Origin of the sequence: Pseudomonas sp. M47T1 (assembly GCF_000263855.1) — a bacterium.
GTDB lineage: Bacteria > Pseudomonadota > Gammaproteobacteria > Pseudomonadales > Pseudomonadaceae > Aquipseudomonas.
In genome coordinates this window covers 218,633-243,527 of the sequence record NZ_AJWX01000002.1, presented here as the reverse complement: position 1 = coordinate 243,527, position 24,895 = coordinate 218,633, and the positions used below count along the sequence as shown (strand labels likewise).

Genomic DNA, 24,895 nt, shown 5'->3' with positions numbered 1-24,895 from the left:
TCAAGCGAAGAGAAAAAGACGATGAGAGACCACCATCACCCCCGCCGCGAATTCGGCGATGGCCACGACGGCCTGGAACGCCGCCCTGGCCGTGAACGTGGCGGCCGCGGCCCCCGTGTGTTTGCCCCCGGCGACCTGAAACTGCTGCTGCTGGCCCTGGTGGCCGAGCAGCCCTGCCACGGCTATGACCTGATACGCCAGATAGAAGGCATGTTCGACGGCGCCTACAGCCCCAGCCCCGGCGTGATCTACCCCACCCTTACCTTTCTGGAAGAAAGCGAACTGGTGCAGGGTGACGCCCAGGGCGGCAAGAAGCTCTACACCGTGACCCAGGCCGGCCGCGCCTCCCTGGCCGACCAGGCCATCGCACTGGACGGCGTGCGCACCCGCATCGACGTGAGCAAGCGTTCGCTGCGCGGCCACGACCGCCCGGCCGAGATCCACGAAGCCGTTCATAACCTGCGCCATGCCCTGCAACTGCACCATGGACGCTGGAGCCCTGATGAGATCGTGCGGGTCAGCGACCTGCTCAACCGCACCGCCAAGGCCATCGTCGATGGCCCTGCCAACACCTACCCCACTGCGGAGAAGTCTGTATGAAGGCTGAGAACACCCAAGGCGTACATCGCGTCATGCACGAAATCAAACGTCGCCGCCTGAAAGTGCTGCGCGTCGCCGAGTTGACCCCGCGCATGCGCCGCATCACGGTGGGCGGCCCAGAGCTGGAAGGCTTCCTGAGCCAGGGCGCCGATGACCACATCAAGCTGATGTTTGCCCGCAATGCTGAAGAACAGGCCGCGCTGGAAACCCTGAAACTGGGCGGCCCCAACGACGGCGGCGTGAAGCCGGCCATGCGCGACTACACCCCGCGGCGTATCGACCTGGTTGCTGGCGAACTGGACATCGATTTCGTGATTCATGGCGACGGCCCCGCCTCCACCTGGGCCGAGCAGGCCGAGCCAGGCCAGTACCTGTACATCGGTGGCCCGCGCAGCTCGACCATTGTTCCGGACACCTTCGACAGCTACCTGCTGATCGGCGATGAAACCGCCATCCCGGCCATTGCCAGACGCCTGGAAGAACTGCCGGCCAACCGCACGGCGCTGGTGGTGATCGAGATCGAAGATGCCCGCGAGCAGCAAGTGCTTAACAGCACCGCTCAAGTAGAAGTAATCTGGGTGGAACGCCATAGCCGCGAGAACGCGCTGGTGGCCGCCGTTACCGACTTGACCATTCCTGAAGGCGAATTGTTCGCCTGGGTGGCCACGGAAGCAGCGCTGTCGCGCCAGGTGCGCAAGGTATTGCTCGAACATCACCACCTGGGCGAAACCGCCCAGGTCAAGGCAGTAGGCTACTGGCGTCTGGACGAGAACGACGAAGGCTGATTCACACCAGCCATTCCTTGTACCTGACTGTGTGGGGCGGGCTCTGCCCGCGCCCACAGTTGCTCCCACACATCAAATGGCCGTATTCCCTAAGCCAGTGCCCGCCGGCCTTGCCAGCGATCCACTCCCACCAACACCAGCGAAATCACCACGAACCCCAGCAGGATCACCAACGCATTGATGATCACCCGCGCGTAGCCCAAATGGCTCACGTCTATAAAGGGATACGGGTACACCCCGATCGCATTGCCGCGCAGCAGGCAATAAGCGAAATACAGGATGGGATACACCATCCACGCCACCACATGCCGGGCCTGCAGCGCGCCCTTGGGCACGCACCACCACCAGAAGGCGACGAACACCGGCGGCAATATGTCGTGCAACAGTTCGTTGACCACCCACTGCACCCCTTCCGGGTGCCACGCGTTACGCAGCAGCAAGCTGTATGACACCCCCACCAGAATGATGCTCGCCGTCACCCCCGAACTGACCCAGGGCCGCAGCCAGAACGATGGCGTGCCGGTACTCTGGCCCCGTGCGGCCACGGTCAGCACAATGGCCACCAGCGTATTGGTGAGGATAGTGAAGTAGCCGAAGAAATGCAGCACCCCACCCATCAGGCTGGCCTGGTCGGCCAGGCGCCCTTGCAGAATCAACAGCAACTGCACGGCCAGCGCCAGCCACGCGGTGCAGGCTGCCACGACGACAAAGGCTCGCAGGGGGCGCGAGTGCACGGGGTGATACATAAGGGTCAGTCCTCGACAGGTCGCTTGGTGCGTGCCAGCTTCACGTATAGGCGCTCTACCTTCTCCCGCGCCCATGGCGTCTTGCGCAAGAAGGTCAGGCTCGACTTGATGCTGGGGTCGCTCTTGAAGCAGCGGATATCGATGCGCTCGGCCAGCCCTTCCCAGCGGTAGTGGGCGACCAGCGCGTTGAGGATCTGCTCCAGCGTTACACCGTGCAATGGGTTGTTATGGGGTTCGGTCATGCCAGGCTCCAGCCGAGTGAGGGGTGCGCACCATAGCGGAGCCGTCCGGCAGCGGGAAGACCTTACCCCCCCATCAATGCCTGCCGAATCAGCATTTGCTGCGCACCCTGTAGGATATTTCCCAAATCTATCACCCCTTCCCCCGACCGCGGAGCTCCCGGAAGGCGGCGAAATGGTTCGCAGGACCTTTTGGCGGTGTCATGTAGATCGCGGGCCCGCTGTGCGGGCCTTCGCAGCCTGGCGGCAGCTCCTACTCCATCAAGCGCACGCAAGAATGTTTCTGCCACAGGGCCGCACAACACTGACGCTAGTTGTGCGGCCCATTAGAGTTAAACGCGCCCCCGGCGCGTTCCCCACAACGCTGAAGAAATTTTCATGACTGCAGAAGGTCGATATTCAGGCGTTCGGGAGTGCAGAAGCTATTGTTACGCCACCAGTAACTATGCATGTTGCATAAGCATCTTTTAATAGTAAAAAAACCTCTATATCCTCCGCCACCCGCAACTGAATCGATTTTTTTGCGTAATAAAACCTACATTTTCAAGTGACATTTAAGCTCACTATAAAATGTACCGTTTGGTTAATAATTAAAGATCCTTAATAAATGCCAAAATTCGAACTTCGCCGTGCTCGTGCCGCCGGCCGTTTCACCGTATCGCCCACCCTGCGTCTGCTGGGGGGCGTGACTGCCATTGGACTGGCTTCCTGTGCCCAGGCCGCGCCGGCGTTCGACGCCGACTCGCCCTACATGTTCGGCGACTGGGGCGGTGAGCGTACCCGCCTGCATGACCTGGGCTACGACTTCAAGATGGAATACGTCGGTGAGTCGGGTTCGAACCTGCACGGTGGCTACAACCACGACCATGCCACTCGCTACAGCGACCAGTTCGCCCTGGGCATGCACATGGATCTGCAGAAGATCCTGGGCTGGCATGACGCAGAGTTCCAACTGACCCTGACCGACCGTAACGGTGACAACATCACCAACGACCGCGTGGCCGACCCCCGCACCGGCGGTATCAGTTCGTCCCAGGAAGTCTACGGCCGCGGCAGCATCGTGCGGATCACGCAGATGTACTACGAGCAGAAGTTCTTTGATCAGAAGCTGGACATCAAGGTCGGCCGCTTCGGCGAAGGCGAAGATTTCAACAGCTTCCAGTGCGACTTCCAGAACCTGGGGTTCTGCGGTTCGCAAGTGGGTAACTGGGCCACTGGCATCTGGTACAACTGGCCCGTCAGCCAATGGGCTGCCCGCGTCAAATACCACCTCAATGACGAAGTGTACGCACAGATCGGTGCCTACGCCCTGAACCCGTCCAACCTGGAAAATGGTAACGGTTTCAAGTTGAACAACGCCGGCAACGAAGGCGCCGTGCTGCCGGTCGAGCTGGTCTGGACCCCGCACGTCAACGGCCTGCCGGGCGAATACCGCGTCGGTTACTACTACAGCACCGCCAACGCCAAGGATGTCTACAAGGACAGCAATGGCCAGCCGGCAGCCCTGAGCGGTGATGACTACCGTTCCAGCTCCAGCAAGCACGGCTACTGGCTGACCCTGAACCAGCAACTGACGTCCCAGGCCAGCGACAACTCGCGCGGCCTGAGCGTGTTCGGCAACGTGACCGTGCACGACAAGAAAACCAACATGATCGACAACTACGTCCAAGCCGGTGTCGTCTATAAAGGCCTGTTCGATGCCCGTCCGAAGGATGATGTCGGCATTGCCCTGGCACGTATCCACGTCAACCCTGCGTATCGCAAGAACGAAGAAGCGACCAACGAAGCCAACGGCGTGACTGATTACAACGATCCGTCCTACATGCCGATCCAGCGCACCGAGACCAGCGCCGAGCTCAACTACGGCATCCATGTAGCCAACTGGCTGACCGTGCGCCCGAACTTGCAGTACATCAAGCACCCAGGTGGCGTCGACGAAGTCGACAACGCACTGGTGGCCGGTATCAAGATTCAAAGTTCTTTCTAACAACAATTCAACTTTACGGAAGAAGTCAACCTGACCACGGGCATAGAACCTACCTGGACTATGCTCGACCACTCAAACGTAACGGAGAAACCACACTATGAGCACTGACAGTGCTTTGAGTCGCGGTCGACTGGCGCCGAGCTTGCTCGGCCTAGTGATGCTGCTGATGGGCCTTGCCCTGCTGATCCTGGGCGGCAAACTCGCCATGCTCGGCGGTTCGCTGTACTACGTGATTGCCGGGATTTTCGTCCTGGTTTCGGGCGTCCTGCTGCTGGCCGGCCGGTCGTCCGCCATTGGCATTTATGCCGTATTCCTGCTGGGCAGCACCGTCTGGGCGCTGGCCGAAACCGGCCTTGACTGGTGGCAACTGGTGCCACGCCTGTCGCTGTGGTTCGTGCTGGGCCTGCTGCTGTGGCTGCCATGGTTCCGCAAGCCACTGGTGCTGCGTGAGCCTGCGCCCAAGGCCACCTCGGTTCTGGGTGTTGCCGTCGTCCTGGCCGGCGCCTGCGCCGTGGCCGCTCAGTTCACCAGCTACGGTGACGTGAGTGGCGACCTGGGCCGTGACACCGCCGACATGACCAGCGCCGCACCTGCCCAGCCTGACGGCGACTGGCAGTCGTACGGCCGCACCGAGTTCGGCGAGCGCTACTCGCCGCTCAAGCAAATCACTGCGCAAAACATCGGCAAGCTGACTGAAGCCTGGCGTATCCGTACCGGTGACCTGCCAACGGCAAAAGACCCGGTCGAGCTGACCAACGAAAACACCCCGTTGAAAGTCAACGGCATGGTCTACGCCTGCACCGCCCACAGCAAAGTGTTGGCATTGGACCCGGACACCGGCAAGGAAATCTGGCGTTTTGACCCGCAACTGACCGGTCCTAACGACAACGACTTCCGTGGCTGGGCGCACATGACCTGCCGTGGCGTTTCGTACTACGACGAAGCCGCCTACAGCAAGTCGGACGCCATCAGCACCCCGGCGGCCCTGTCCACCGCAGGCCAGGCCGTGGCCACCAGCTGCCCTCGCCGCCTGTACCTGCCGACCGCCGATGCTCGCCTGATCGCGCTGAACGCCGACACCGGTAAAGTCTGCGAAGACTTCGGCAACAAAGGTGTGGTTGACCTGCGCGCCAACATCGGCAAGTTTACCCCGGGCGGCTACTACGCCACCTCGCCTGCCGCCATCACCCGTAACCTGGTGATCATCGGCGGCCACGTCACCGACAACGAATCCACCGACGAGCCGTCGGGCGTGATCCGTGCCTACGACGTGCACGACGGCCACCTGGTCTGGAACTGGGACGCCGGCAACCCGGATGAAACCGCTCCGATCGCCGAAGGCAAGTTCTACACCCGCAACTCGCCGAACATGTGGTCGCTGGCCAGCGTCGATGAGAAGCTGGGCCTGGTCTACCTGCCGCTGGGCAACCAGATGCCTGACCAGTGGGGCGGCAACCGCACCCCAGAGTCCGAGAAGTTCAGCGCCGGTACCGTCGCCCTGGACATCGACACCGGCAAGCTGAAATGGAACTACCAGTTCACTCACCACGACCTGTGGGACATGGACGTACCTGCTCAGCCTTCGCTGATCGACCTGAAGACCCCAAGCGGCGTGAAACACGCGCTGATTCAGCCGACCAAGCAGGGCAGCCTGTACGTGCTGGACCGTGAAACCGGTCAGCCGATCGTACCGATCCAGGAAGTAGACGCACCCAAGGGCGCTGTCGAAGGCGACCATAGCGCGCCTACCCAGGCACGTTCCGAGCTGAACATGCTGCCGCCTGAGCTGAATGAAAAGGCCATGTGGGGTGTCACGCCGTTCGACCAACTGCTGTGCCGCATCCAGTTCAAGTCGCTGCGTTATGAAGGCCAGTACACCCCTCCGTCGGTCCAGGGCAGCATCATCTACCCGGGTAACGTAGGCGTGTTCAACTGGGGGGCGGTGTCGATCGACCCGGTTCGCCAGATGCTGTTCGCAAGCCCGAACTACATGGCGTTCGTCTCCAAGCTGGTGCCTCGCGCCCAGGTGGAAGCCGGCAGCAAGCGTGAAAGCGAAACCAGCGGTGTGCAACCGAACGCCGGTGCTCCTTACGCGGTGATCATGCACCCCCTGATGTCGCCGTTCGGCGTACCGTGCCAGGCTCCGGCCTGGGGCTACGTGGCCGGTGTTGACCTGACCACTTCCAAGATCATCTGGAAGCACAAGAACGGCACCAGCCGCGACAGCTCGCCAATCCCGCTGAACCTGACCCTGGGCGTCCCAAGCATGGGCGGCTCGATGGTCACTGCCGGTGGTGTTGGCTTCCTGAGCGGCACCCTGGACCAGTACATCCGTGGCTACGACGTCAAGACCGGCAAGAAACTGTGGGAAAGCCGCCTGCCGGCGGGGGGTCAGTCGACCCCAATGACCTACACCGGTAAAGACGGCGACCAGTATGTGCTGTCGGTTGTCGGCGGCCATGGCTCGCTGGGCACCAAGATGGACGACTACATCATTGCCTACAAGCTCGCCAAGTAAGCCTTTGATGTAACGAAAACGGCTCCCCTTGGGGAGCCGTTTTTTTATGGGCACCACACATTGCCACCATCAGGCCCGCGGCCCGCCAGGGCTGGCACATCGGGGCCAACGTCAACAACAAGATCAAAAGCCACGTCAAAAGCTGACAGCAACAGCAGCTCTGCCGCTGGGGCCGTGCTTTACTTCTCGATCACTTGCCCACGCATCGGCGCCAGCCGTGCGATCAAGCGGTTCTGCGCGGTCACCGGCACGTTCTGGTCTTCCATGGCCTTGATCAAATCCTCCACCAGCGCATTGAAGTCGCTGCGGGTCAGGTGCTGGCCCTTGTGGGATTCGGCCATGGTGTCGCCGGTGTAGGTGCACGGGCCGCCCGCTTCCACGCAGAACTGCTCCACCAGCTTGTCGCGCAGGCGCGAGATGTTGACGTTGTGAAAGTGCTCGACGATGCGGTCGTCATGGGCGATGTGCAGCAGCATGCCCTCGACGATCCGGGTGATGCCGGGCTTGGCGCCCAGGTCGCGGTACAGGCTGTCATCCTTGGGCGGCTGAGTGTTTGACGCGCAGGCGCCCAGCAGCAGCATCGAAGCAAAGACCAGACGACGCATGATCAGTAGCTCCCCTGAATCGACAAGTAGGTGCCGTTCTGGTTGTCCAGGGTGGCGATCTCGCCCAGGCGGGCGTAGGCCAATACCACCGAGACATGCTTGTTGGGGAACCAGCCGACGAACAGGTCGGCCCAGTCGCTTTCACCGGAGAACGATAGGTTGTCGGGCTTCTCCTTGTACTCCAGGCCCACCGCCCAGCGCGGGTTGAACAGCACCGCCACCGAGCCTTCCTTGAGCACGCTGCGGGTGTCGCGGCGGTCGCCACCAAAACCCAGCACGCCCAGCTCGTTGGCACGGCTGTAGCGCAGGTTGCCGTTCACCAGCAGGTCGTAACCGAAGGCGCCGCCCAGGAACAGCCGGCTGGCGGCCAGGTAGCCTTCCACGTCGCAGTCGCGCTTGGCGCCCACCATCTGCGGAATCTCGAAGTTGTTGTCGTGCTTGTATTCCAGGCCCAGGGACAGCTGGGGCAGCTGGTCATAAATGAGGTCGCCAAACAGGCGCACCTTCACGCCGAAAATGTCCTGGCCCAGGCTGCTCTGCGGCAGGTCGAGCTTGTGCCCCAGGGTGCCAAGGTCGAAGCGCTGGTGCGCGTAGGACACCTCCACGCGGTTGTCATAGCTGGCTGCCAGGCCCACCACGTCGAGGTTGTAGTCGGGCAGGTCGACATGGGTGCCGAACGCCGTGGCACCCCACTCGCCCTGCTCGCCGTAGCCGGCCAGCACCGCCCAGGGGTTGATGCCGCCGCCCGCCGCGCCATCGAGACTTGAGGCACCGCCGGTGGCCAGCAGACGCCCCTGGTCTGCGACAGCGACCGAGGACAGGCACAGTGAACAGAGCAGCAAGGAAAGGTTACGCGTCATTTATCAGTGGACCATCGCAGACAGTGAATACAGGGGTTGCTTGAGCCAGGCCTCGAAGGCTGCGGCGGTGAGCGGACGGCTGATCAGGTAACCCTGGGCCGTGTCGCAATGCCAGCGTTCCAGCAGGCGCAGGCTGTGTTCGTATTCCACGCCTTCAGCCACTACCTTAAGCCCCAGGTTGTGGCTCATCTCGATAGTGGAGCGCACAATCACCGCGTCTTCGCTGGTTTCATCCAGGTTGCGCACGAATGACTGGTCGATCTTAAGTTCCTGCACCGGCAAGCGCTTGAGGTGCGCCAGCGACGAGTAACCGGTGCCGAAGTCGTCCACCGACAGGCTGATGCCGCACTCGCGCAGGCGGTGCAGCACCTTGAGCGCCGACTCCGGCTCGCGCATGACCGCGCTTTCGGTGATTTCGAAAATCAGTTGCCCGGCCGGCACGCCATACAGCGCCAGCAGACGCGAGACGCGCTCGGCCAGGTCCTGGCCCAGCAGGTCATCAGCGGAAATGTTCAACGACAACTGCACGCGCATGCCGCGCCCGTTCCACTCGCTCAATTGGCGAATGCCTTCCTCGATCACCCAACGGGTCAGCAGTTGAATGCTGCCGGTGCGTTCGGCCAGTTCAATGAACTCGCCTGGCGACACGATGCCCAGTTGCGGGTGATGCCAGCGCAGCAAGGCCTCGGCCTGACGCACTTCGCCCTGGCGGATGTCCAGCTTGGGCTGGTAGTTGAGCAACAGCTCGCCGTTGTCGGCAGCGCGGCGCAAATCCCGGATCAGGCGGATCTGGCGCTGGTGGGCCAGGTCGCGGCCGTGCTCGTACACCTGCAGGCGGCCGGGCATTTGCGAGGCGTCCTTGAGCGCCACCGCGGCGCGGCCCAGCAGCTCTTCGGCGTCGGCGCCATCGGCCGGGTAGGCGGCAATGCCAATACGGCAGTCAATGGCCACGTCATGGCCGCCAAAGCGGTGCGGCTTAAGCAGCAGTTGTTGCAGTTTGTCCGCACGGGCCACAGCGGCATCGCTGTCGGTGTGTTCCAGCAACAGCAGGAATTCATCGGCAATCAAGTGCGCCAAGGTGTCACCGGGGTTCAAGGTGGCCTGCATACGTTGCCCCACCTGCTTGAGCAGGCCGTCGACGAACGCCGGCCCCGCCCCTTCGCTGAGGGTTCGAAGGTTATCGACGCCCAGGTAGACCAGGGCCATGGGCCGTTGCGCGGCAATGGCGCTGCTCAGGCGCTCCATGGCCAGCGTGCGGTTGGGCAGCCCGGTCAGGCTGTCGTGCAAGGCGTTGTGGGCCAACTGCTGCTCACGCTCGGCAATGCCTTCGCGCATATGGTTGAAAGCCTTGGCCAACACGCCCAGTTCGTCACCGCGCTTGAGGTCGATGGCGGTCTGGTAGTCACCGTCACCGATGCGCTGGGCGGCCTGGGCCAACACCTGCACCGGTTGGGACACGCTGCGCGCCAGCAGCAGCGCGCCGGCAAGCGAGGCGGCCAGGGCCGCCAGGGCGATGACCAAAATCGTGTTGTCCAGCCCTGAAAACGCATGCAAGGCGTCGTCCAGCGGGCTTTGCAACAGCGCGATGACCTGGCCGCCGTCGGTGTCAGCCAGCATCAGCGGCTGGCTGAGGTAACTACGGCCGTCGTGACTGGCCAGCGATACACGATGGCTGCTACCGTTGGCCAGCATCCAGTCGGTGATCGAGGGTTGCAGTTCGGGCGCCTGCGTGCTGACCAGCTTGCCCATCTTGCCGTCTTCCTGAGACAGGAACGACACCTGCAGGTTGGTCAGGCTGTGCAGTTCTTGCGCCAACGCGCTGTCCATCACGAAGCCCACGACCACGCGGCCGATGGGCAACGGCGCCATTACCGGCGCCTCCACCAGCAGGTGCGGTTCGCCACGCAGGGGCACGATCAACATGGACTGGTTCTGCCGACGCGCGTTGCGCAGGGCCTCGTCGAAGCGGAACTGGCTGCCGTCCTGCAACTCGGCCACCGTGCTGGCCATGACCTTGCCATCCATGCTCAGCAGGATCATGTCACTGGCACCGATGCGCGAACCATGGTTGGCCAGGGCCGAGCGAATGGTGGCCGAGTCGCCGCTGGCCACCGCATCGCGAAAGCCGAAATCGGCCGCCAGCAACTGCGCGGCATCCTTTAGGCGTTTGCCGCGCACATCCAGCAGGCGCTCGAATACCCGCGCACCCAATTGCAACTGATCCGAGGCCTGTGCCCGCACCGCGTCCGTGGTCGCCAGCTTGACCGACAGGGTCAAAGCGGCAATCACCACCAGCAGCAGCAGGATCAGGACGACGGCAATGCGCGCCTGAAAACTACTTCTCAGTTTCACGGACAGCTTTATTGAAGGCATCGCCGAAGCCACTCGTTTCAGGAGCATGGGGGGTGTCAGCGACGGGCGCCTCTACCGTAAGGTTCCAGGAACGCTGCAGGCCGCTGGCGGCGACGTCGATGGCGCCACCGCTGACGGTCTGCATGTCGGGCAACTGCGGGTGCCACAGGGTGACTTGATAATGGCCTGGCGGTACGTCCAGGCTAAGGCTGCCGTCGGCACCACTGACGGCAAACCATGGATCATCGGTCACGTAGATATAACCCAGCATCCAGTCATGAATATTGCAACCCAGTACCACCACGCCCGGTTTGTCGAACAGCAGTGGTTTGGCCGGCGTCCCTTCGTACAAGCGTAGCTCGAAACGCTTTGGCGCCGAGAAGGAATACACCTGGTGACGGATATTGTCGCTGTTGGGGAAACGGATATTGGTGCCGGTGTGCACGGCCAGCACGTGGGGCACGAATTCCTGTTTGACCTGGTCCATGTCGGCGGTGGGCGTGGCATTGCCGCTGCCCTGGCCCTGCAGGCTCAATACGGCGCCGGCCAGGGGCTTGCCCTGGGCGTCCACCAGTTGAGCCTTGAGCGGCGCGGCAACGCACCAGGCCGAGGCATTCACGGCCAGAATCATTGCAGCAATGTGCACATACACTTTCGCCATAGCGGCACCCAAGGTCAGGAAACAGTTGTCGCCAGCCTTGGCAATCGCGTCGTACAGCAGAGTAAACACACTGGACAGAGAGATCACGCGGAAAGACAAGGCGAATAGCCATCATCCTGCTTTCCCGACGAAAGGCGACGAGCCAAACCGCGAATGATAGCAGCGGACGCTCTATTCCGTGAGGTTCAACAACACCGCAGGCCTCTGCGCGCAGCCTGCATGAAGGTTATCGTCAGGTTTGGGTAAAGCTGGAGTGCCGCCATTGAAACCTCCGGGCAACCGCCCCATCTAATCGCCATAGTCATTTGCGCAGGTGCCCCATGAGCGACCAGCAGGATTTCCCCGAACACCCCAGCGATACCCTGGAAAGCGAACACATCGAGCATTCCCCCCACTCCAGCACCGAACTGGCCCTGCCTGGCCAGAACCTGCCGGACAAGGTCTACATCATTCCGATCCACAACCGGCCCTTCTTCCCGGCGCAAGTGCTGCCGGTGATCGTCAACGAAGAGCCGTGGGCCGAAACCCTGGACTTGGTGGCCAAGGAACCGCACCACTCGCTGGCGCTGTTCTTCATGGAAACCCCGCAAGACACCCGCCACCTGGACACCTCCAACCTGCCGCTGTACGGCACATTGGTGAAGATCCACCACGCCAGCCGCGAAAACGGCAAGCTGCAGTTCGTGGCCCAGGGCCTGTCGCGGGTGCGCATTCGCTCCTGGCTCAAGCACCATCGCCCGCCTTACCTGGTGGAAGTGGAATACCCGCATCAGCCGGCCGAGCCTACTGACGAAGTGAAGGCCTACGGCATGGCCTTGATCAACGCGATCAAGGAACTGCTGCCGCTTAACCCGCTGTACAGCGAAGAGCTGAAGAACTACCTCAACCGATTCAGCCCCAACGACCCCTCGCCGCTCACCGACTTCGCCGCCGCGCTGACTTCGGCCACCGGCGCCGAGTTGCAGCAAGTACTGGACTGCGTGCCCATGCTCAAGCGCATGGAAAAAGTGCTGCCCATGCTGCGCAAGGAAGTGGAAGTGGCGCGCTTGCAGAAAGAGATCTCCGCCGAGGTGAACCGGCAGATCGGCGAGCACCAGCGCGAATTCTTCCTCAAGGAACAGCTCAAGGTCATCCAGCAGGAGCTGGGCCTGACCAAGGACGACCGCAGCGCCGACCTGGAACAGTTCCAGCAGCGCCTGGAAGGCAAGACCCTGCCCGCCCAGGCGCAAAAGCGCGTGGACGAGGAAATGGGCAAGCTGGCGATCCTGGAAACCGGTTCGCCCGAATACGCCGTTACCCGCAACTACCTGGAATGGGCCACCGCCCTGCCCTGGGGCGTGTACGGCAAGGACAAGCTGGACCTCAAGTTCGCCCGCAAGGTGATGGACCAGCACCACGCCGGCCTGGACGACATCAAGAGCCGCATCCTCGAATTTCTGGCCGTGGGCGCTTACAAAGGCGAGATCAGCGGCTCCATCGTGCTGCTGGTAGGCCCGCCGGGCGTGGGCAAGACCAGCGTCGGCAAGTCCATCGCCGAGTCGCTGGGGCGGCCATTCTACCGCTTCAGCGTGGGCGGCATGCGTGACGAGGCCGAGATCAAGGGCCACCGCCGCACCTACATCGGCGCCCAACCTGGCAAGCTGGTGCAGGCGCTCAAGGACGTGGAGGTGATGAACCCGGTGATCATGCTCGACGAGATCGACAAGATGGGCCAGAGCTACCAGGGCGACCCGGCGTCGGCGCTGCTGGAAACCCTGGACCCGGAACAGAACGTCGACTTCCTCGACCACTACCTGGACCTGCGCCTGGACCTGTCCAAGGTGCTGTTCGTGTGCACCGCCAACACCCTGGACTCCATTCCCGGGCCGTTGCTGGACCGCATGGAAGTCATTCGCCTGTCCGGCTACATCACCGAGGAAAAAGTAGCCATCGCCAAGCGCCACCTGTGGCCCAAGCAATTGGAAAAGGCTGGCGTCGACAAAGCCAAGTTGAGCATCACCGACACCGCCCTGCGCGCAGTGATAGAGGGCTACGCCCGCGAAGCCGGAGTGCGCCAGTTGGAGAAACAACTGGGCAAGCTGGTGCGCAAGGCCGTGGTCAAGTTGCTGGACGCGCCGGACGCCGTGATCAAGATCGGCCCCAAGGACCTCGAAGCCTCCCTGGGCATGCCGGTGTTCCGCAGCGAGCAGGTGCTGTCGGGCAAGGGCGTGATCACTGGGCTCGCCTGGACCAGCATGGGCGGCGCCACACTGCCCATCGAGGCCACGCGCATACACACCCACAACCGCGGCTTCAAGTTGACCGGGCAATTGGGCGAAGTGATGAAGGAGTCGGCGGAAATCGCCCACAGCTACATCAGCTCCAACCTCAAGCAGTTTGGCGCTGACGTGACCTTCTTCGACGAGGCCTTCGTGCATTTGCATGTGCCTGAAGGCGCCACGCCCAAGGACGGCCCCAGCGCCGGCGTGACCATGGCCAGCGCCCTGCTGTCCCTGGCCCGCGACCAAGCACCGAAGAAAGGCGTGGCCATGACCGGCGAACTGACCTTGACCGGCCACGTGCTGCCCATTGGTGGCGTGCGCGAGAAAGTCATTGCGGCGCGCCGCCAGAAGATCAATGAACTGATCTTGCCGGAGGCCAACCGCGGCAACTTCGAAGAGCTGCCGGATTACCTGAAGCAAGGGCTGACGGTGCACTTTGCCAAGCGCTTCGCGGATGTGGCGAAGGTGTTGTTCTAAACCCGGACCGCCGAAATCCTGTAGCCGCAGCCTGACGGCAGCGGCTACAACGCCCCCTTCATTCGGTTATGCTGGCGACCATCCCGTTCACCCATGGAGCCGCCCATGACCGCTGCCCGCCTTCTTCTGCCTGCCAGCCTTGCCCTGCTGGCCGCCTGCGCCCAACAGCCCGCGCACAACGTGGACCTTGCCAAGCAAAGCGAATGCCCGCTGAAACTGGTCAACGGCCAGACCCTTACCCTCACCCTGCCCAGCAACCCCACCACAGGCTACCGCTGGTTGGTACAGAACCCTGCGCCCAGCGTGCTGCGCGTGTTGAGCCCGGAGGTCTACAGCAACCCTGAAGACGCAGGCCTGGTAGGCGCGGCCGGGCAATCGGTGTGGCGCTTCCAGGCCAAGGCCGCAGGCGATGGGCAATTGCTGCTGGTGTTGCAACAGCCGTGGGCGCCTGAGGTGAAGCCGGTGCAGGTCTTCGATTGTTCCATTACAGTGAAATAGCGGCGCTGTGGGAACTGGCTTGCCAGCGGGTTTTTCAGGGGCCCGAACAGTTCGCTGGCAGGCCTGCTCCCACAGCTTGTCCATCTCACCTGCAATAACCCGCCAATCCAGCTAAAATGCCGCCCCTCGTTTTTACCGACCCGCCGGAACCGCCGTGAGCAAAGAACCCGACCGCATTTTCGCCCAGCCCCTGGCCCAAGTGCCCGACTTTGTCTTCAACGAAGACGTGGTGCGGGTGTTCCCGGACATGATCAAGCGTTCGGTGCCCGGCTACCCGACCATCGTCGAGAACCTCGGCGTGCTGGCCGCACAGTTCGCCCAGCCGCACACCGCCCTGTATGACCTGGGCAGTTCGCTGGGCGCAGTCACCCAGTCGCTGCGCCGCCATGTGCGCACGGACGACTGCCGGGTGATCGCGGTGGACAACTCCAGCGCCATGGTCGAGCGGTGCCGTGAATACCTCAACGCCCAGGACTCGATGTTCCAGGAGCTGTTGCCGGTTGACGTCATCGACGGCGATATTCTCAGCCTGGCATTCCAGCCTGCCTCGGTCATTGCCATGAACTTCACCCTGCAGTTCATCGCCCCCGACCAGCGCCTGGGCCTGCTGCAACGCATTCGCCAGGCCCTGGTGCCGGGCGGCGCGCTGATCCTGTCGGAGAAGCTGCGCTTCGCCGATGAACAGGAACACGAACTGCTCACCGACCTGCACATCGCCTTCAAGCGCGCCAATGGCTACAGCGAACTGGAAATTGCCCAGAAACGCAGCGCCATCGAAAACGTGATGAAGCCCGACAGCCTTGCAGAGAACCGCGAACGCCTGCTGGCCGCCGGTTTCTCCAAGGTCGTGCCCTGGTTCCAATGCCTTAACTTTGCCTCGTTGATTGCCCTGCCATGATTGATCTAGCCCCCCTGGTCCGCCGCATGGCGGGTACGCCCCTGGCCCCCTGGAGCCAGGGCCTGCAAGCCCAGCTCGACGCCAAGATGGAAAAAGGCCACGGTGACCTGGAGCGCTGGCAAGCTGCGCTCAATGCCCTGCCGCCGGTGCAACCCAGCGAAATCGAGCTAACCGACAGTCTCACCCTGGACTGCGCCTGCGACGACGCCACCCGCCAGCAGATGCACGATGCCCTGATGGGCCTGTCGCCCTGGCGCAAGGGGCCGTTCAACCTGTTCGGCGTGCACGTGGACACCGAATGGCGCTCGGACTGGAAATGGTCGCGGGTGGCCCCGCACCTGGACCTCAAAGGCAAGCGCGTGCTGGACGTGGGTTGCGGCAACGGTTACTACCAATGGCGCATGCTCGGCGCCGGCGCCGACAGCGTCATTGGCGTAGACCCCAACTGGCTGTTCTTCTGCCAGTTCCAGGCCGTGCAACGTTTTCTGCCGGACCTGCCCGCCTGGCACCTGCCCTTCGCCCTGGAAGACCTGCCGGCGAACCTGGAAGGCTTCGACACAGTGTTTTCCATGGGTGTGTTCTACCATCGCCGCTCGCCCATCGAGCACCTGCTGGCGCTCAAGGACTGCCTGGTCAAAGGTGGCGAACTGGTGCTGGAAACCCTGGTGGTGCCTGGCGACAAACACCAGGTGCTGGTGCCCGAGGACCGCTACGCACAAATGCGCAATGTATGGTTCCTGCCGTCGGTGCCTGCCCTGGAGCTGTGGCTGCGCCGCGCAGGGTTCAGCGACATCGAATGCGTGGACGTGAGCATCACCACCGTGCAGGAACAGCGCAGCACCGAGTGGATGAAATACCAGTCGCTGGGCGATTTCCTCGACCCCAACGACCACAGCCGCACCCTCGAAGGCCTGCCAGCGCCGATGCGCGCCGTGATCAAGGCCCGCAAGTAAACGGCCTGATGTGTGGGAGCGGGCAGAGCCCGCTACCACACAAGCAACGCAATAGCCGCGTAGAAGGCTTTATACCAACCCGTCGATCATCACTTGGGCATTGCCCTGACTGCAGCGCTCCACCCGCCCGCGCACGCCATACACCGCCGCCAGGCTGTCCCCGTCGATCACCTGCGCCGGCGCCCCATGGGCCATCAACCGCCCGTCCTTGAGCATCAATACCCGATCGGTCTGACGCAGGCTGATATTGATGTCGTGCAACACGATCAACGTCACCATGTTGCGCTCGCGGGTTTCCTGGCCAATCACTTCCATCACATGGAACTGGTGGTTCAGGTCCAGCGCGCTCAATGGCTCATCCAGCAGCAACAGCACCGGCTTGCGAATCAACGCCTGGGCCAGGCCCACCAGTTGTTTCTGGCCGCCCGACAGCTGGTCCAGAAAGCTCATGGCCAGGTTGGCAATACCCAACCGCTCCAGCAATGCCCTCGCCTCATCGATGTCCTGCTGGCGCGGGGTGTTGCCGCTGGCACGACGGGCCACCAGCAACGACTCGAACACCCGCAGGTGCACACTGGCCGGCAGGCTTTGCGGCAGGTACACCACGCGCTCGGCGCGGCTGGCGTAACTGGCCGCCAGCAGGTCGCTGCCGTCCAGCAACACCTGGCCGTTGGCCACGGTCAGGCCGGCGATGGCCTTGAGCAAGGTCGACTTGCCACTGCCGTTGGGCCCCAGCAGCGCCGTGACCTGACCGTGGCCAATGCCTGCCAGCGACAACTGCTCGATGATCCGCCGCTTGCCATAACTGACGTCCAACTGGCGGATTTCAAGTTCATGAGCGCTCATCATTGGCCTCCATTGCGGCGCAGCACAATCGACAGGAAGAACGGAATACCCACCAGCGAGGTGACGATACCCACCGGAATCAGCACCCCGGGAATGATGTTCTTCGACGCCACCGACGCCAGCGACAGGATCAACGCACCCGCCAGGGCACTGCCAGGCAGGTAAAAGCGGTGGTCCTCACCGAACAGCAGGCGGGCAATGTGCGGGCCCACCAAGCCAATGAAGCCGATGGTGCCCACGAAGGCCACAGCCAGCGCAGACAGCACGCTGACCCGCAGCAAAGTGCCCAAACGCAGGCGCTTCACGTCGATACCAAAGCTGGCCGCGCGATCCTCGCCCAGGCGCAGCGCCGTGAGCTGCCAGGCACGGCGCAAGGCCAGCGGCAAAGCCACCACCAACGCCAGCGCCAACAACCCCACCTTCATCCAGCTGGCGCGGGCCAGGCTGCCTAGGGTCCAGAACACCAGTGCTTGCAGGGAGTCCTCGGTGGCCACGAACTGGATCAGCGACACCAGCGCACCAAAGGTGAAGCCCAGGGCAATGCCGAACAGCACCACCACGCTGGTATCGGCCTTGCGCCAGCGCGCCAGCAGGTCGAGCAGCATCGTGGCAACCAGGGCAAACACAAACGCATTGATTGCCACCAGCCATTCGTCCGGCACGCCGGGAATGCCCAGGTTGAGCACAATGGCCAACGCCGCGCCGAACGCCGCCGCATGGGACACGCCCAAGGTGAACGGGCTGGCCAGCGGGTTGTTGAGGATGGTCTGCATCTCGGCGCCGGCCAGGCCCAGGGCTGCGCCCACCAACACGGCCATCAGGGACTGGGGCAGGCGAATGCTCCAGACGATGACTTGCTGGCCGGGGCTGACCGAGGCCTTGTGCAGCAGGGTCTGCCACAGGTCATGCAGGGTCAGGCCCGAAGGGCCCAGGGTAAAGTCCAGCACCAGCGACGCAACGATGGCCACCGCGAACAACGCCAGCAGCAACAGGCGGCGGCGCAGCACTCGGCGATAGTCGTCCAAGATCGCCTGCTCGTGCATGACCGCCATGTTCATGGGGCGGCCTTGAGGTCAGCCCAGAACGCGCCGCTGATGTCTTCAGGCAGCATCTTCTGCAGCTCGGCCTGGGTCTGGTGGGGGTCCAGGTCCTTGAACTGCTGCGGGTAGAACCACTTGGCCATGGCTTCCACCGCCAGAATGTTCAGCGGCGAGTTGTAGAAGTTGTGCCACACGCCATGCACGCGGCCTTCCTTCACGGCGGTCAGGCTGCTGATGCCCTCGCGGGCCACCAACGTCTGCATGCTCGCGCGGGCATTGGCCTCGCTCACGCCAATACCGGCCTTGTAACCGGCGTTGGTCGAGGTGTTGTCGCGCGTTCCGTCAACCAGGTAGAAGCGCGGATCGGCGGCGATCAGCTTTTCCAGGTTGATGTCACCGATAATGCCGGGCAGCAGGCCGGCGGCGATGTTGTTGCCACCGGCAGCCTCGATGAAGTCGCCCATGTTGCCATTGCCTGCGGTGTGGCAGCAGGCAATGCCACCCTTGCCGACGCCGGCGAGCATCTCGATGAACACCGTGGGGCGCTGGTCTTGAGGGACCTTGCTAACCACGTCCTGCACCCGCTTGAGGTGTTGCTGGTAGAAGTCCACATAGGCCTGGGCCTGAGGCTCGCGGTGCAGCACCTTGCCCAGCAGGCGCATGCTGGGCACGGTGTTCTGCAGGGGGTGCTGGCGGAAATCGATGAACACTACCGCAATGCCGGCGTCCTGCAGTTGCTTGACGATGGGGTTGTCCAGGCCCGGGCCGTGACCGGCAATGCCGAAGATGGCCACATCGGGGTTCAGGGCCAGGACCTTCTCGGCGCTGACGCTGGCCTCGGAGGTAGTGCCAATGGTGGGTACCTTGGCAATGCCCGGGTAGATGGCCTTGAAGGCATCATAGCCGGGCTTGTCCGCCGAACTCAGCTCGCCCTGCCAGCCCGCCACTCGCTTGAACGGCTGCTTGCCCTCCAGCAGCGCCATGGCGTAGATCATCCGCCCCTCGCCCAGCAGCACGTGCTGAGGGTTGTCTGGCACCTGCACGGTACGCCCGGCGATATCGGTGACGGTCTGGGCCAACAGCAGCGGGCTGAAAAGGCTGAACGCCACGGCGGTGAGCCAGCCGGTGGCACGGAGGGAGCGGTTTGCACGGCAACGCATCGGGGACCTCGGTGTGGGCAATGAAAATCGCTGGCGATTTTAACTGCTAATGATTCCCAACAACGTGAAACATGTGACAGGTGGTGATTACACCAGCACGCTGCGGTCGAAAACGAACACCCTGCCCGGCTCTGGGCGGTGTTCCAGCAAGGTCTGCGGGCGGCCCATGGGCGGCCGGTTCTTCTCGCCGGTGTCGACGATCCAGCCCTTTTCCTTCATGCGCTCCAGCCTGCCGCGCAAGGTGGTGTGTTGCACCGCCTGGCCCAGGCAGGCCTCAAAGGCGGCCAGGGCCTCGGTCACGGTAAAGCGTGGTTGCAGCAGGTGCAGGGGCAACGCCGTGTACACCGCCTTGGCGGTCAGCCGGGCATAGGCCTGGGCCACCAGCGCGGCATGGTCGAAAGGCAGCGGTTGCCTGCCTTCCAGCACCTCGTCCAGGTCGATAAAGCGCAAGTCGTCGCCCTCAAGCCCGGTGGTGGGACACAGCAGCGCCAGGTAGATAGTGCTCATGGACCAGCCACGCGGGTCCCGCGAAGCGCTACCCACCGTGGCCACCTGCTCCAGGTGCGGGGGCGCCACCCGCGCCTTTTCGTCCAGGGCGCGAGCGGCGGCGGCATCCAGGCTGGCGTCGGCGCAACGGCCGTTGACCAGCACGCCGGGCAGCGCCCATTGCTCTATGAACGGCTCGCGGGCACGGCGGATCAGCAGCAGTTCCAGGCGCTGCGGGGCGGTGAGGCGCAGGGCGACGATGTCGACGCTGGCGAGTATCTGGGCGTTGTTCATATCCATCCCTTCAGTGCACGGCTGAGAGGTATTTGTGGGAGCGGGCTCTGCCCGCGAAGATGACAGCTGGTTGGCGCTGAAGATACGCGGCGCCTGATTCGCGGGCAGAGCGCGCTCCCACATAAAACACTGTCGATCAACCCGAAATAATTTTGCTTGACCACATATTACATCAGGTGGAATATGTAGTCACGCACAGCGCTGCAAGGAGTTGCCCCCATGAAGATCGCCAGTTTCGACATCGATGCCCAAAAGGGCTTCACGCCCCTCTGTCCGGCCGAGCTGCCGGTGCCCGAAGGCCATCTGATCGGCGCGGCACTCAACCACCTGGCCTCGTTTGCCAGCCTGCGCCTGGGCAGCAAGGACGCCCATTCACCCAGCGCCGCGTGGGTGGTGGACAGCCCGGACAAGATGCTGCAACCGCTGGGCCTGCCCAACGCCGACATCACCTGGGTCAGCCACTGCGTGCCCGGCACGCCCGGTTTTGAACTGCTGGACGAGTTGCCCAAGCCACTGGACTACGACTTCTTCGTATGGAAGGGCATCGAGCCGGACCTGCACCCCTACGGCGCCTGCTACCACGACCTGGCCGACACCCGCAGCACCGGCGCCATCGAGTTCCTGCGCCAGCAAGCCGTGGATTACGTGCTGGTGGGCGGCCTGGCCCTGGACTACTGCGTCAAGACCACGGCCCTGCAACTGCATCGTGCCGGTTTCAGGGTCGGCGTTTACCTGCCCGCCTGCCGCGCCATCGCTGACACCACGGCCCAGGCGGCCTGCCAGCAGATGCAGGCCGAGGGCATCGAACTCTACGCCAGCGCCGCCGACCTGGCCGCTGCCATGAACAAGGAAGCCTGACCATGGCCGAGAGCGTTTTCGCCGACCGTATCGTGCAGAACCTGCTGGACACCGATTTCTACAAATTGACCATGATGCAGGCCGTGCTGCACAACTACCCCAACGCCGAGGTGGAATGGGAGTTTCGCTGCCGCAACGCCGAGGACCTGACCCCGTACCTGGCCGAGATCCGCTACCAGATCGAGCGGCTGGCCGACATGTCCATCACCCACGACCAACTGGCCTTCCTGGAGCGCATCCCGTTCATGAAGCCAGACTTCATCCGCTTCCTGAGCCTGTTCCGCTTCAACCTGCGCTATGTGCACACCAGCATTGAAAGCGGCCAGCTGTGCATACGCCTGCGCGGGCCCTGGCTGCACGTGATCCTGTACGAAATCCCGCTGCTGGCCATCATCAGTGAGGTGCGCAACCGTTATCGCTACCGGGACGTGGTAATAGAGCAGGCCTCCGAGCACCTGTACAACAAGCTGGACTGGCTCAAGGGTGAGGCCAGCGCGGCCGAGCTCAGCGGCTTCCAGCTGGCCGACTTCGGCACCCGCCGGCGCTTTTCCTACCGGGTTCAGGAAGAGGTAGTGCATATCCTCAAGCGCGACTTCCCCGGGCGTTTCGTGGGCACCAGTAACGTGCACCTGGCCCGCGAGCTGGACGTGAAACCCATTGGCACCATGGCCCACGAATGGTTCATGGCCCACCAGCAACTGGGCCCGCGGCTGATCGACAGCCAGATCGCCGCCCTGGACTGCTGGGTGCGCGAATACCGCGGCCTGCTGGGCATTGCCCTGACCGACTGCATCACCATGAACGCCTTTCTCAACGACTTCGACCTGTACTTCGCCAAGCTCTTCGACGGCCTGCGCCACGACTCGGGTGACCCGCTGCAGTGGGCGGAAAAGGCCATACGGCACTATGAAAGCCTGGGCATCGACCCGCTCAGCAAGACCCTGATCTTCTCCGACGGCCTGAATATGCCCAAGGCGCTGGAACTGTATAGAGCGCTGCACGGGCGGATCAATGTAAGCTTTGGCATCGGCACCAACCTGACGTGCGACATTCCAGGGGTGGAGCCCATGAACATCGTGATCAAGATGACCGCCTGCAACGGCCATCCGGTGGCGAAGATTTCCGACACGCCGGGCAAGACCCAGTGCCTGGACGAGAACTTCGTGACCTACCTCAAACATGTATTTCGCGTCTGAATTGCAACCTCAGGAGTTCGACATGAGCAACCGTCAAATCGAGATCGCCGCGGCCCTCAACGTGGTCCCGCCCTTCGCCGACACCGCCGCCCTGGTGGCTGAGGTGGAGCGCCGCAAGGCCTTCATCAAGCAATGCCTGCGCAACGCCCACGTCAAGGTGCTGGTGCTGGGTATCAGCGGCGGCGTCGACTCGCTGACCGCCGGCCGCCTGGCGCAGCTGTCGGTGCAGGAGCTGCGCGCCGAGACCGGCGACAGCGGCTATACATTCATCGCCGTGCGCCTGCCGTACAACGTGCAGCACGACGAGCACGATGCCGCCGCGTCGATGGCCTTCATCCGCGCCGACATCGAAGACACCGTGAACATCGCCGGTGCCGTGCTGGGCCTGAGCGAACAGGTGGCCCACCTGCACGGCCTCACCGATGCCCGCCGCGACTTCGTGATCGGCAACGCCAAGGCACGTATCCGCATGGTGGCCCAGTACACCATCGCCAACGCCAACAACGGCCTGGTGATTGGCACCGACCACGCCGCCGAGGCGGTGATGGGCTTCTTCACCAAGTTCGGCGACGGCGCCTGCGACCTGGCGCCGCTCAGCGGCCTGGTGAAAAACCAGGTTCGGGCCATTGCCCGCCACCTGGGCGCGCCGGAAAACCTGGTGGAAAAAGTGCCCACTGCCGACCTCGAAGAGCTGCGCCCCGGTAAGCCGGACGAGGAGTCCCATGGGGTCACCTACGCGCAGATCGATGCTTTCCTGCACGGCCAGCCGGTGAGCGAGGACGCCTACGCGATCATCGTGCGCACCTACGACAACAGCCAGCACAAACGCGAGCTGCCGTTCGCGCCGTGACCGGTCCGATGTGCCGCCAGGCCGGGAACCGGTGCCTGGCGCGCATCAATCGACACTTGGTGCTGGCGATGCCGAGGCGTGATCGTCAGCGGGGCATGGCTGGCACGCCGGGTGATCCGCTGGAGCGAACGCGCCGCCTGACTGTTCTTCATCTGGATGCGTACACGCTGCGGGGGCGGCCCGCAACGAAATCGATCCAGCGTATTGATATCGATACAAAATTGACCAAGCATCCAGTTACGCTGATAAAACCAGCTCAGATCATACACGTAACGTATCGAATTCGTTCCAGAACCCCGTACCCAAACTCCAGCAACCCCCTGAATTTACTGGCTTTTGATCTTGGCACCCCCCTTGCTCTGTTCAGTCCTAAACCACCGAACACAAGGATTGCCCCATGTTCTCCAAAAGCCTCACCCTCGCCGACTTCGACCCTCTGCTCAATGACGCCATCGGCCTTGAAGGCCGCCGCCAGGAACAGCACATCGAGCTGATCGCTTCCGAGAACTACACCAGCCCGGCCGTGATGCAGGCTCAGGGCTCGGTGTTGACCAACAAATACGCCGAAGGCTACCCAGGCAAGCGCTATTACGGCGGTTGCGAACACGTGGACGTGGTGGAGCAACTGGCCATCGACCGCGCCAAGGCATTGTTCGGTGCCGAGTACGCCAACGTGCAACCGCACTCCGGCTCACAGGCCAATGCCGCAGTGTTCCTGGCTCTGCTGCAACCAGGCGACACGGTGCTGGGCATGAGCCTGGCCCATGGCGGCCACCTGACCCACGGTGCCAAAGTGAGTTTTTCCGGGCGGCTGTACAACGCCGTGCAGTACGGCATTAATGACCACGGCCTGATCGATTACGACGAAGTGGAACGCCTGGCCGTTGAGCACCAGCCAAAGATGCTCATCGCCGGTTTCTCGGCCTATTCGCGCACCCTGGATTTCGCCCGCTTCCGCGCCATCGCCGACAAGGTGGGCGCCTACCTGTTCGTGGACATGGCCCACGTGGCGGGGCTGGTGGCCGCCGGCCTGTACCCCAACCCTCTGCCCTTCGCCGACGTGGTCACGACCACCACCCACAAGACCCTGCGCGGCCCCCGTGGCGGCCTGATCCTGGCGCGCAGCAACCCGGCACTGGAGAAGAAACTGGACTCGGCCGTATTCCCGGGTGGCCAGGGCGGCCCGCTGATGCACGTGATCGCCGGCAAGGCCGTGTGCTTCAAGGAAGCCCTGGCACCTGAATTCAAGGCATACCAGCAGCAGGTCATTGACAACGCCCGGGCCATGGCCGAGGTGTTCGTGGAGCGCGGTTACGATGTGGTGTCGGGCGGCACCGATAACCACCTGTTCCTGGTCAGCCTGATTCGCCGCGGCATTACCGGCAAGGACGCCGACGCGGCCTTGGGGCGCGTACACATCACCGTGAACAAGAACGCCGTACCGAACGATCCGCAGTCGCCTTTTGTGACCTCGGGCCTGCGCATCGGCACACCCGCCGTCACCACCCGCGGTTTCGGCACGTCGGAGTGCTCGCGCCTGGCAGGCTGGATCTGCGACGTACTGGACCACCTGGGCGACGCCGACGTGGAAGCCGAGGTTGCCTCGCAGGTTGCGACACTGAGCCGCGACTTCCCTGTGTACACCCGCTAGGCGCTTGAGGTTGCCCTCTGGCACACTTCACGCAAGTGTCCAGAAGGGCAACCTAACTGGCCAGCGGCCAATGT

At 63.1% G+C, this 24,895-nt stretch carries 22 protein-coding genes; 12 read left to right on the top strand and 10 right to left on the bottom strand.

What is annotated here, in order from left to right:
• The first annotated feature begins 21 nt into the window (after positions 1-21).
• Both PMM47T1_RS03050 and PMM47T1_RS03045 read left to right on the top strand, forming a co-directional pair.
• Positions 22-600, top strand: a complete 579-nt coding sequence (locus PMM47T1_RS03050) for a PadR family transcriptional regulator (RefSeq protein WP_008365671.1) — start codon at positions 22-24, stop codon at positions 598-600.
• Complete coding sequence (locus PMM47T1_RS03045) at positions 597-1,385, top strand: siderophore-interacting protein (RefSeq protein ID WP_008365670.1); 789 nt, start codon at positions 597-599, stop codon at positions 1,383-1,385. Before PMM47T1_RS03050 ends, PMM47T1_RS03045 begins: the two co-directional genes overlap by 4 nt.
• An 89-nt stretch (positions 1,386-1,474) precedes the next feature.
• Here the strand turns inward: PMM47T1_RS03045 and PMM47T1_RS03040 are convergent, their stop codons facing one another.
• Both PMM47T1_RS03040 and PMM47T1_RS03035 read right to left on the bottom strand, forming a co-directional pair.
• Positions 1,475-2,131: a Pr6Pr family membrane protein gene (locus tag PMM47T1_RS03040; protein ID WP_008365668.1), complete on the bottom strand. Its 657-nt coding sequence runs from the start codon at positions 2,129-2,131 to the stop codon at positions 1,475-1,477.
• 5 nt (positions 2,132-2,136) lie between these two features.
• Positions 2,137-2,373, bottom strand: coding sequence for a VF530 family DNA-binding protein (locus PMM47T1_RS03035; protein ID WP_008365667.1), 237 nt, complete (start codon positions 2,371-2,373; stop codon positions 2,137-2,139).
• Between the two features lie 604 nt (positions 2,374-2,977).
• On the opposite strand from PMM47T1_RS03035, the gene PMM47T1_RS03030 reads away from it, so the two are divergent.
• Together PMM47T1_RS03030 and PMM47T1_RS03025 are read left to right on the top strand one after the other, a co-directional pair.
• On the top strand, positions 2,978-4,357 hold the full coding sequence (locus PMM47T1_RS03030; RefSeq protein WP_008365664.1) for a carbohydrate porin: 1,380 nt from the start codon (positions 2,978-2,980) through the stop codon (positions 4,355-4,357).
• A gap of 97 nt (positions 4,358-4,454) precedes the next feature.
• Positions 4,455-6,875: a glucose/quinate/shikimate family membrane-bound PQQ-dependent dehydrogenase gene (locus tag PMM47T1_RS03025; RefSeq protein WP_043300644.1), complete on the top strand. Its 2,421-nt coding sequence runs from the start codon at positions 4,455-4,457 to the stop codon at positions 6,873-6,875.
• A gap of 179 nt (positions 6,876-7,054) precedes the next feature.
• On the opposite strand, the gene PMM47T1_RS03020 is transcribed toward PMM47T1_RS03025, so the two are convergent.
• Genes PMM47T1_RS03020 through PMM47T1_RS03005 form a run of 4 tightly spaced genes read right to left on the bottom strand, consistent with a single transcriptional unit; the run spans position 7,055 to position 11,353 of the window.
• A complete protein-coding gene (locus tag PMM47T1_RS03020; RefSeq protein WP_008365661.1) occupies positions 7,055-7,480 on the bottom strand; it encodes a group I truncated hemoglobin in 426 nt (141 codons plus the stop codon).
• Between the two features lie 2 nt (positions 7,481-7,482).
• Positions 7,483-8,340: a DUF3034 family protein gene (locus PMM47T1_RS03015; protein WP_008365659.1), complete on the bottom strand. Its 858-nt coding sequence runs from the start codon at positions 8,338-8,340 to the stop codon at positions 7,483-7,485.
• Between the two features lie 3 nt (positions 8,341-8,343).
• On the bottom strand, positions 8,344-10,692 hold the full coding sequence (locus PMM47T1_RS03010) for a putative bifunctional diguanylate cyclase/phosphodiesterase (RefSeq protein WP_008365658.1): 2,349 nt from the start codon (positions 10,690-10,692) through the stop codon (positions 8,344-8,346).
• Positions 10,676-11,353: a methylamine utilization protein gene (locus PMM47T1_RS03005; RefSeq protein ID WP_425224953.1), complete on the bottom strand. Its 678-nt coding sequence runs from the start codon at positions 11,351-11,353 to the stop codon at positions 10,676-10,678. Before PMM47T1_RS03005 ends, PMM47T1_RS03010 begins: the two co-directional genes overlap by 17 nt.
• Before the next feature lie 320 nt (positions 11,354-11,673).
• Here PMM47T1_RS03005 and lon point away from each other — a divergent pair, with 320 nt between their 5' ends.
• From lon to cmoB, 4 genes are all read left to right on the top strand, one after another.
• Positions 11,674-14,091 carry an endopeptidase La gene (gene lon / locus PMM47T1_RS03000; protein WP_008365656.1) on the top strand — a complete coding sequence of 806 codons (2,418 nt, stop codon included), beginning with the start codon at positions 11,674-11,676 and terminating at the stop codon, positions 14,089-14,091.
• Positions 14,092-14,196: 105 nt separating this feature from the next.
• Positions 14,197-14,589 (top strand): protease inhibitor I42 family protein, encoded by a 393-nt coding sequence (locus PMM47T1_RS02995; RefSeq protein WP_008365655.1) that lies wholly within the window; start codon positions 14,197-14,199, stop codon positions 14,587-14,589.
• Between the two features lie 154 nt (positions 14,590-14,743).
• Positions 14,744-15,487 (top strand): carboxy-S-adenosyl-L-methionine synthase CmoA, encoded by a 744-nt coding sequence (gene cmoA, locus PMM47T1_RS02990; RefSeq protein WP_008365654.1) that lies wholly within the window; start codon positions 14,744-14,746, stop codon positions 15,485-15,487.
• Positions 15,484-16,440 (top strand): tRNA 5-methoxyuridine(34)/uridine 5-oxyacetic acid(34) synthase CmoB, encoded by a 957-nt coding sequence (gene cmoB, locus PMM47T1_RS02985; protein WP_008365653.1) that lies wholly within the window; start codon positions 15,484-15,486, stop codon positions 16,438-16,440. Before cmoA ends, cmoB begins: the two co-directional genes overlap by 4 nt.
• Positions 16,441-16,509: 69 nt before the next feature.
• On the opposite strand, the gene PMM47T1_RS02980 is transcribed toward cmoB, so the two are convergent.
• From PMM47T1_RS02980 to PMM47T1_RS02965, 4 genes are all read right to left on the bottom strand, one after another.
• A complete protein-coding gene (locus PMM47T1_RS02980; protein WP_008365652.1) occupies positions 16,510-17,286 on the bottom strand; it encodes an ABC transporter ATP-binding protein in 777 nt (258 codons plus the stop codon).
• Positions 17,286-18,344, bottom strand: coding sequence for a FecCD family ABC transporter permease (locus tag PMM47T1_RS02975; protein ID WP_008365651.1), 1,059 nt, complete (start codon positions 18,342-18,344; stop codon positions 17,286-17,288). Before PMM47T1_RS02975 ends, PMM47T1_RS02980 begins: the two co-directional genes overlap by 1 nt.
• The gene (locus PMM47T1_RS02970; RefSeq protein ID WP_008365650.1) at positions 18,341-19,486 is read right to left on the bottom strand and encodes an ABC transporter substrate-binding protein; all 1,146 of its coding nucleotides are present in this window, start codon (positions 19,484-19,486) and stop codon (positions 18,341-18,343) included. Before PMM47T1_RS02970 ends, PMM47T1_RS02975 begins: the two co-directional genes overlap by 4 nt.
• Before the next feature lie 87 nt (positions 19,487-19,573).
• Complete coding sequence (locus tag PMM47T1_RS02965; RefSeq protein ID WP_008365649.1) at positions 19,574-20,266, bottom strand: NUDIX domain-containing protein; 693 nt, start codon at positions 20,264-20,266, stop codon at positions 19,574-19,576.
• Between the two features lie 219 nt (positions 20,267-20,485).
• On the opposite strand from PMM47T1_RS02965, the gene PMM47T1_RS02960 reads away from it, so the two are divergent.
• The 4 genes from PMM47T1_RS02960 (at position 20,486) to glyA (ending at position 24,821) form a co-directional block, all read left to right on the top strand.
• Positions 20,486-21,124 (top strand): isochorismatase family protein, encoded by a 639-nt coding sequence (locus tag PMM47T1_RS02960; protein WP_008365648.1) that lies wholly within the window; start codon positions 20,486-20,488, stop codon positions 21,122-21,124.
• Between the two features lie 2 nt (positions 21,125-21,126).
• On the top strand, positions 21,127-22,320 hold the full coding sequence (gene pncB / locus PMM47T1_RS02955) for a nicotinate phosphoribosyltransferase (RefSeq protein ID WP_008365647.1): 1,194 nt from the start codon (positions 21,127-21,129) through the stop codon (positions 22,318-22,320).
• A 22-nt stretch (positions 22,321-22,342) separates the two neighbouring features.
• The gene (gene nadE / locus PMM47T1_RS02950) at positions 22,343-23,170 is read left to right on the top strand and encodes an ammonia-dependent NAD(+) synthetase (RefSeq protein WP_008365645.1); all 828 of its coding nucleotides are present in this window, start codon (positions 22,343-22,345) and stop codon (positions 23,168-23,170) included.
• A 397-nt stretch (positions 23,171-23,567) separates the two neighbouring features.
• On the top strand, positions 23,568-24,821 hold the full coding sequence (gene glyA / locus PMM47T1_RS02945; protein WP_008365643.1) for a serine hydroxymethyltransferase: 1,254 nt from the start codon (positions 23,568-23,570) through the stop codon (positions 24,819-24,821).
• Positions 24,822-24,895 lie beyond the last annotated feature (74 nt).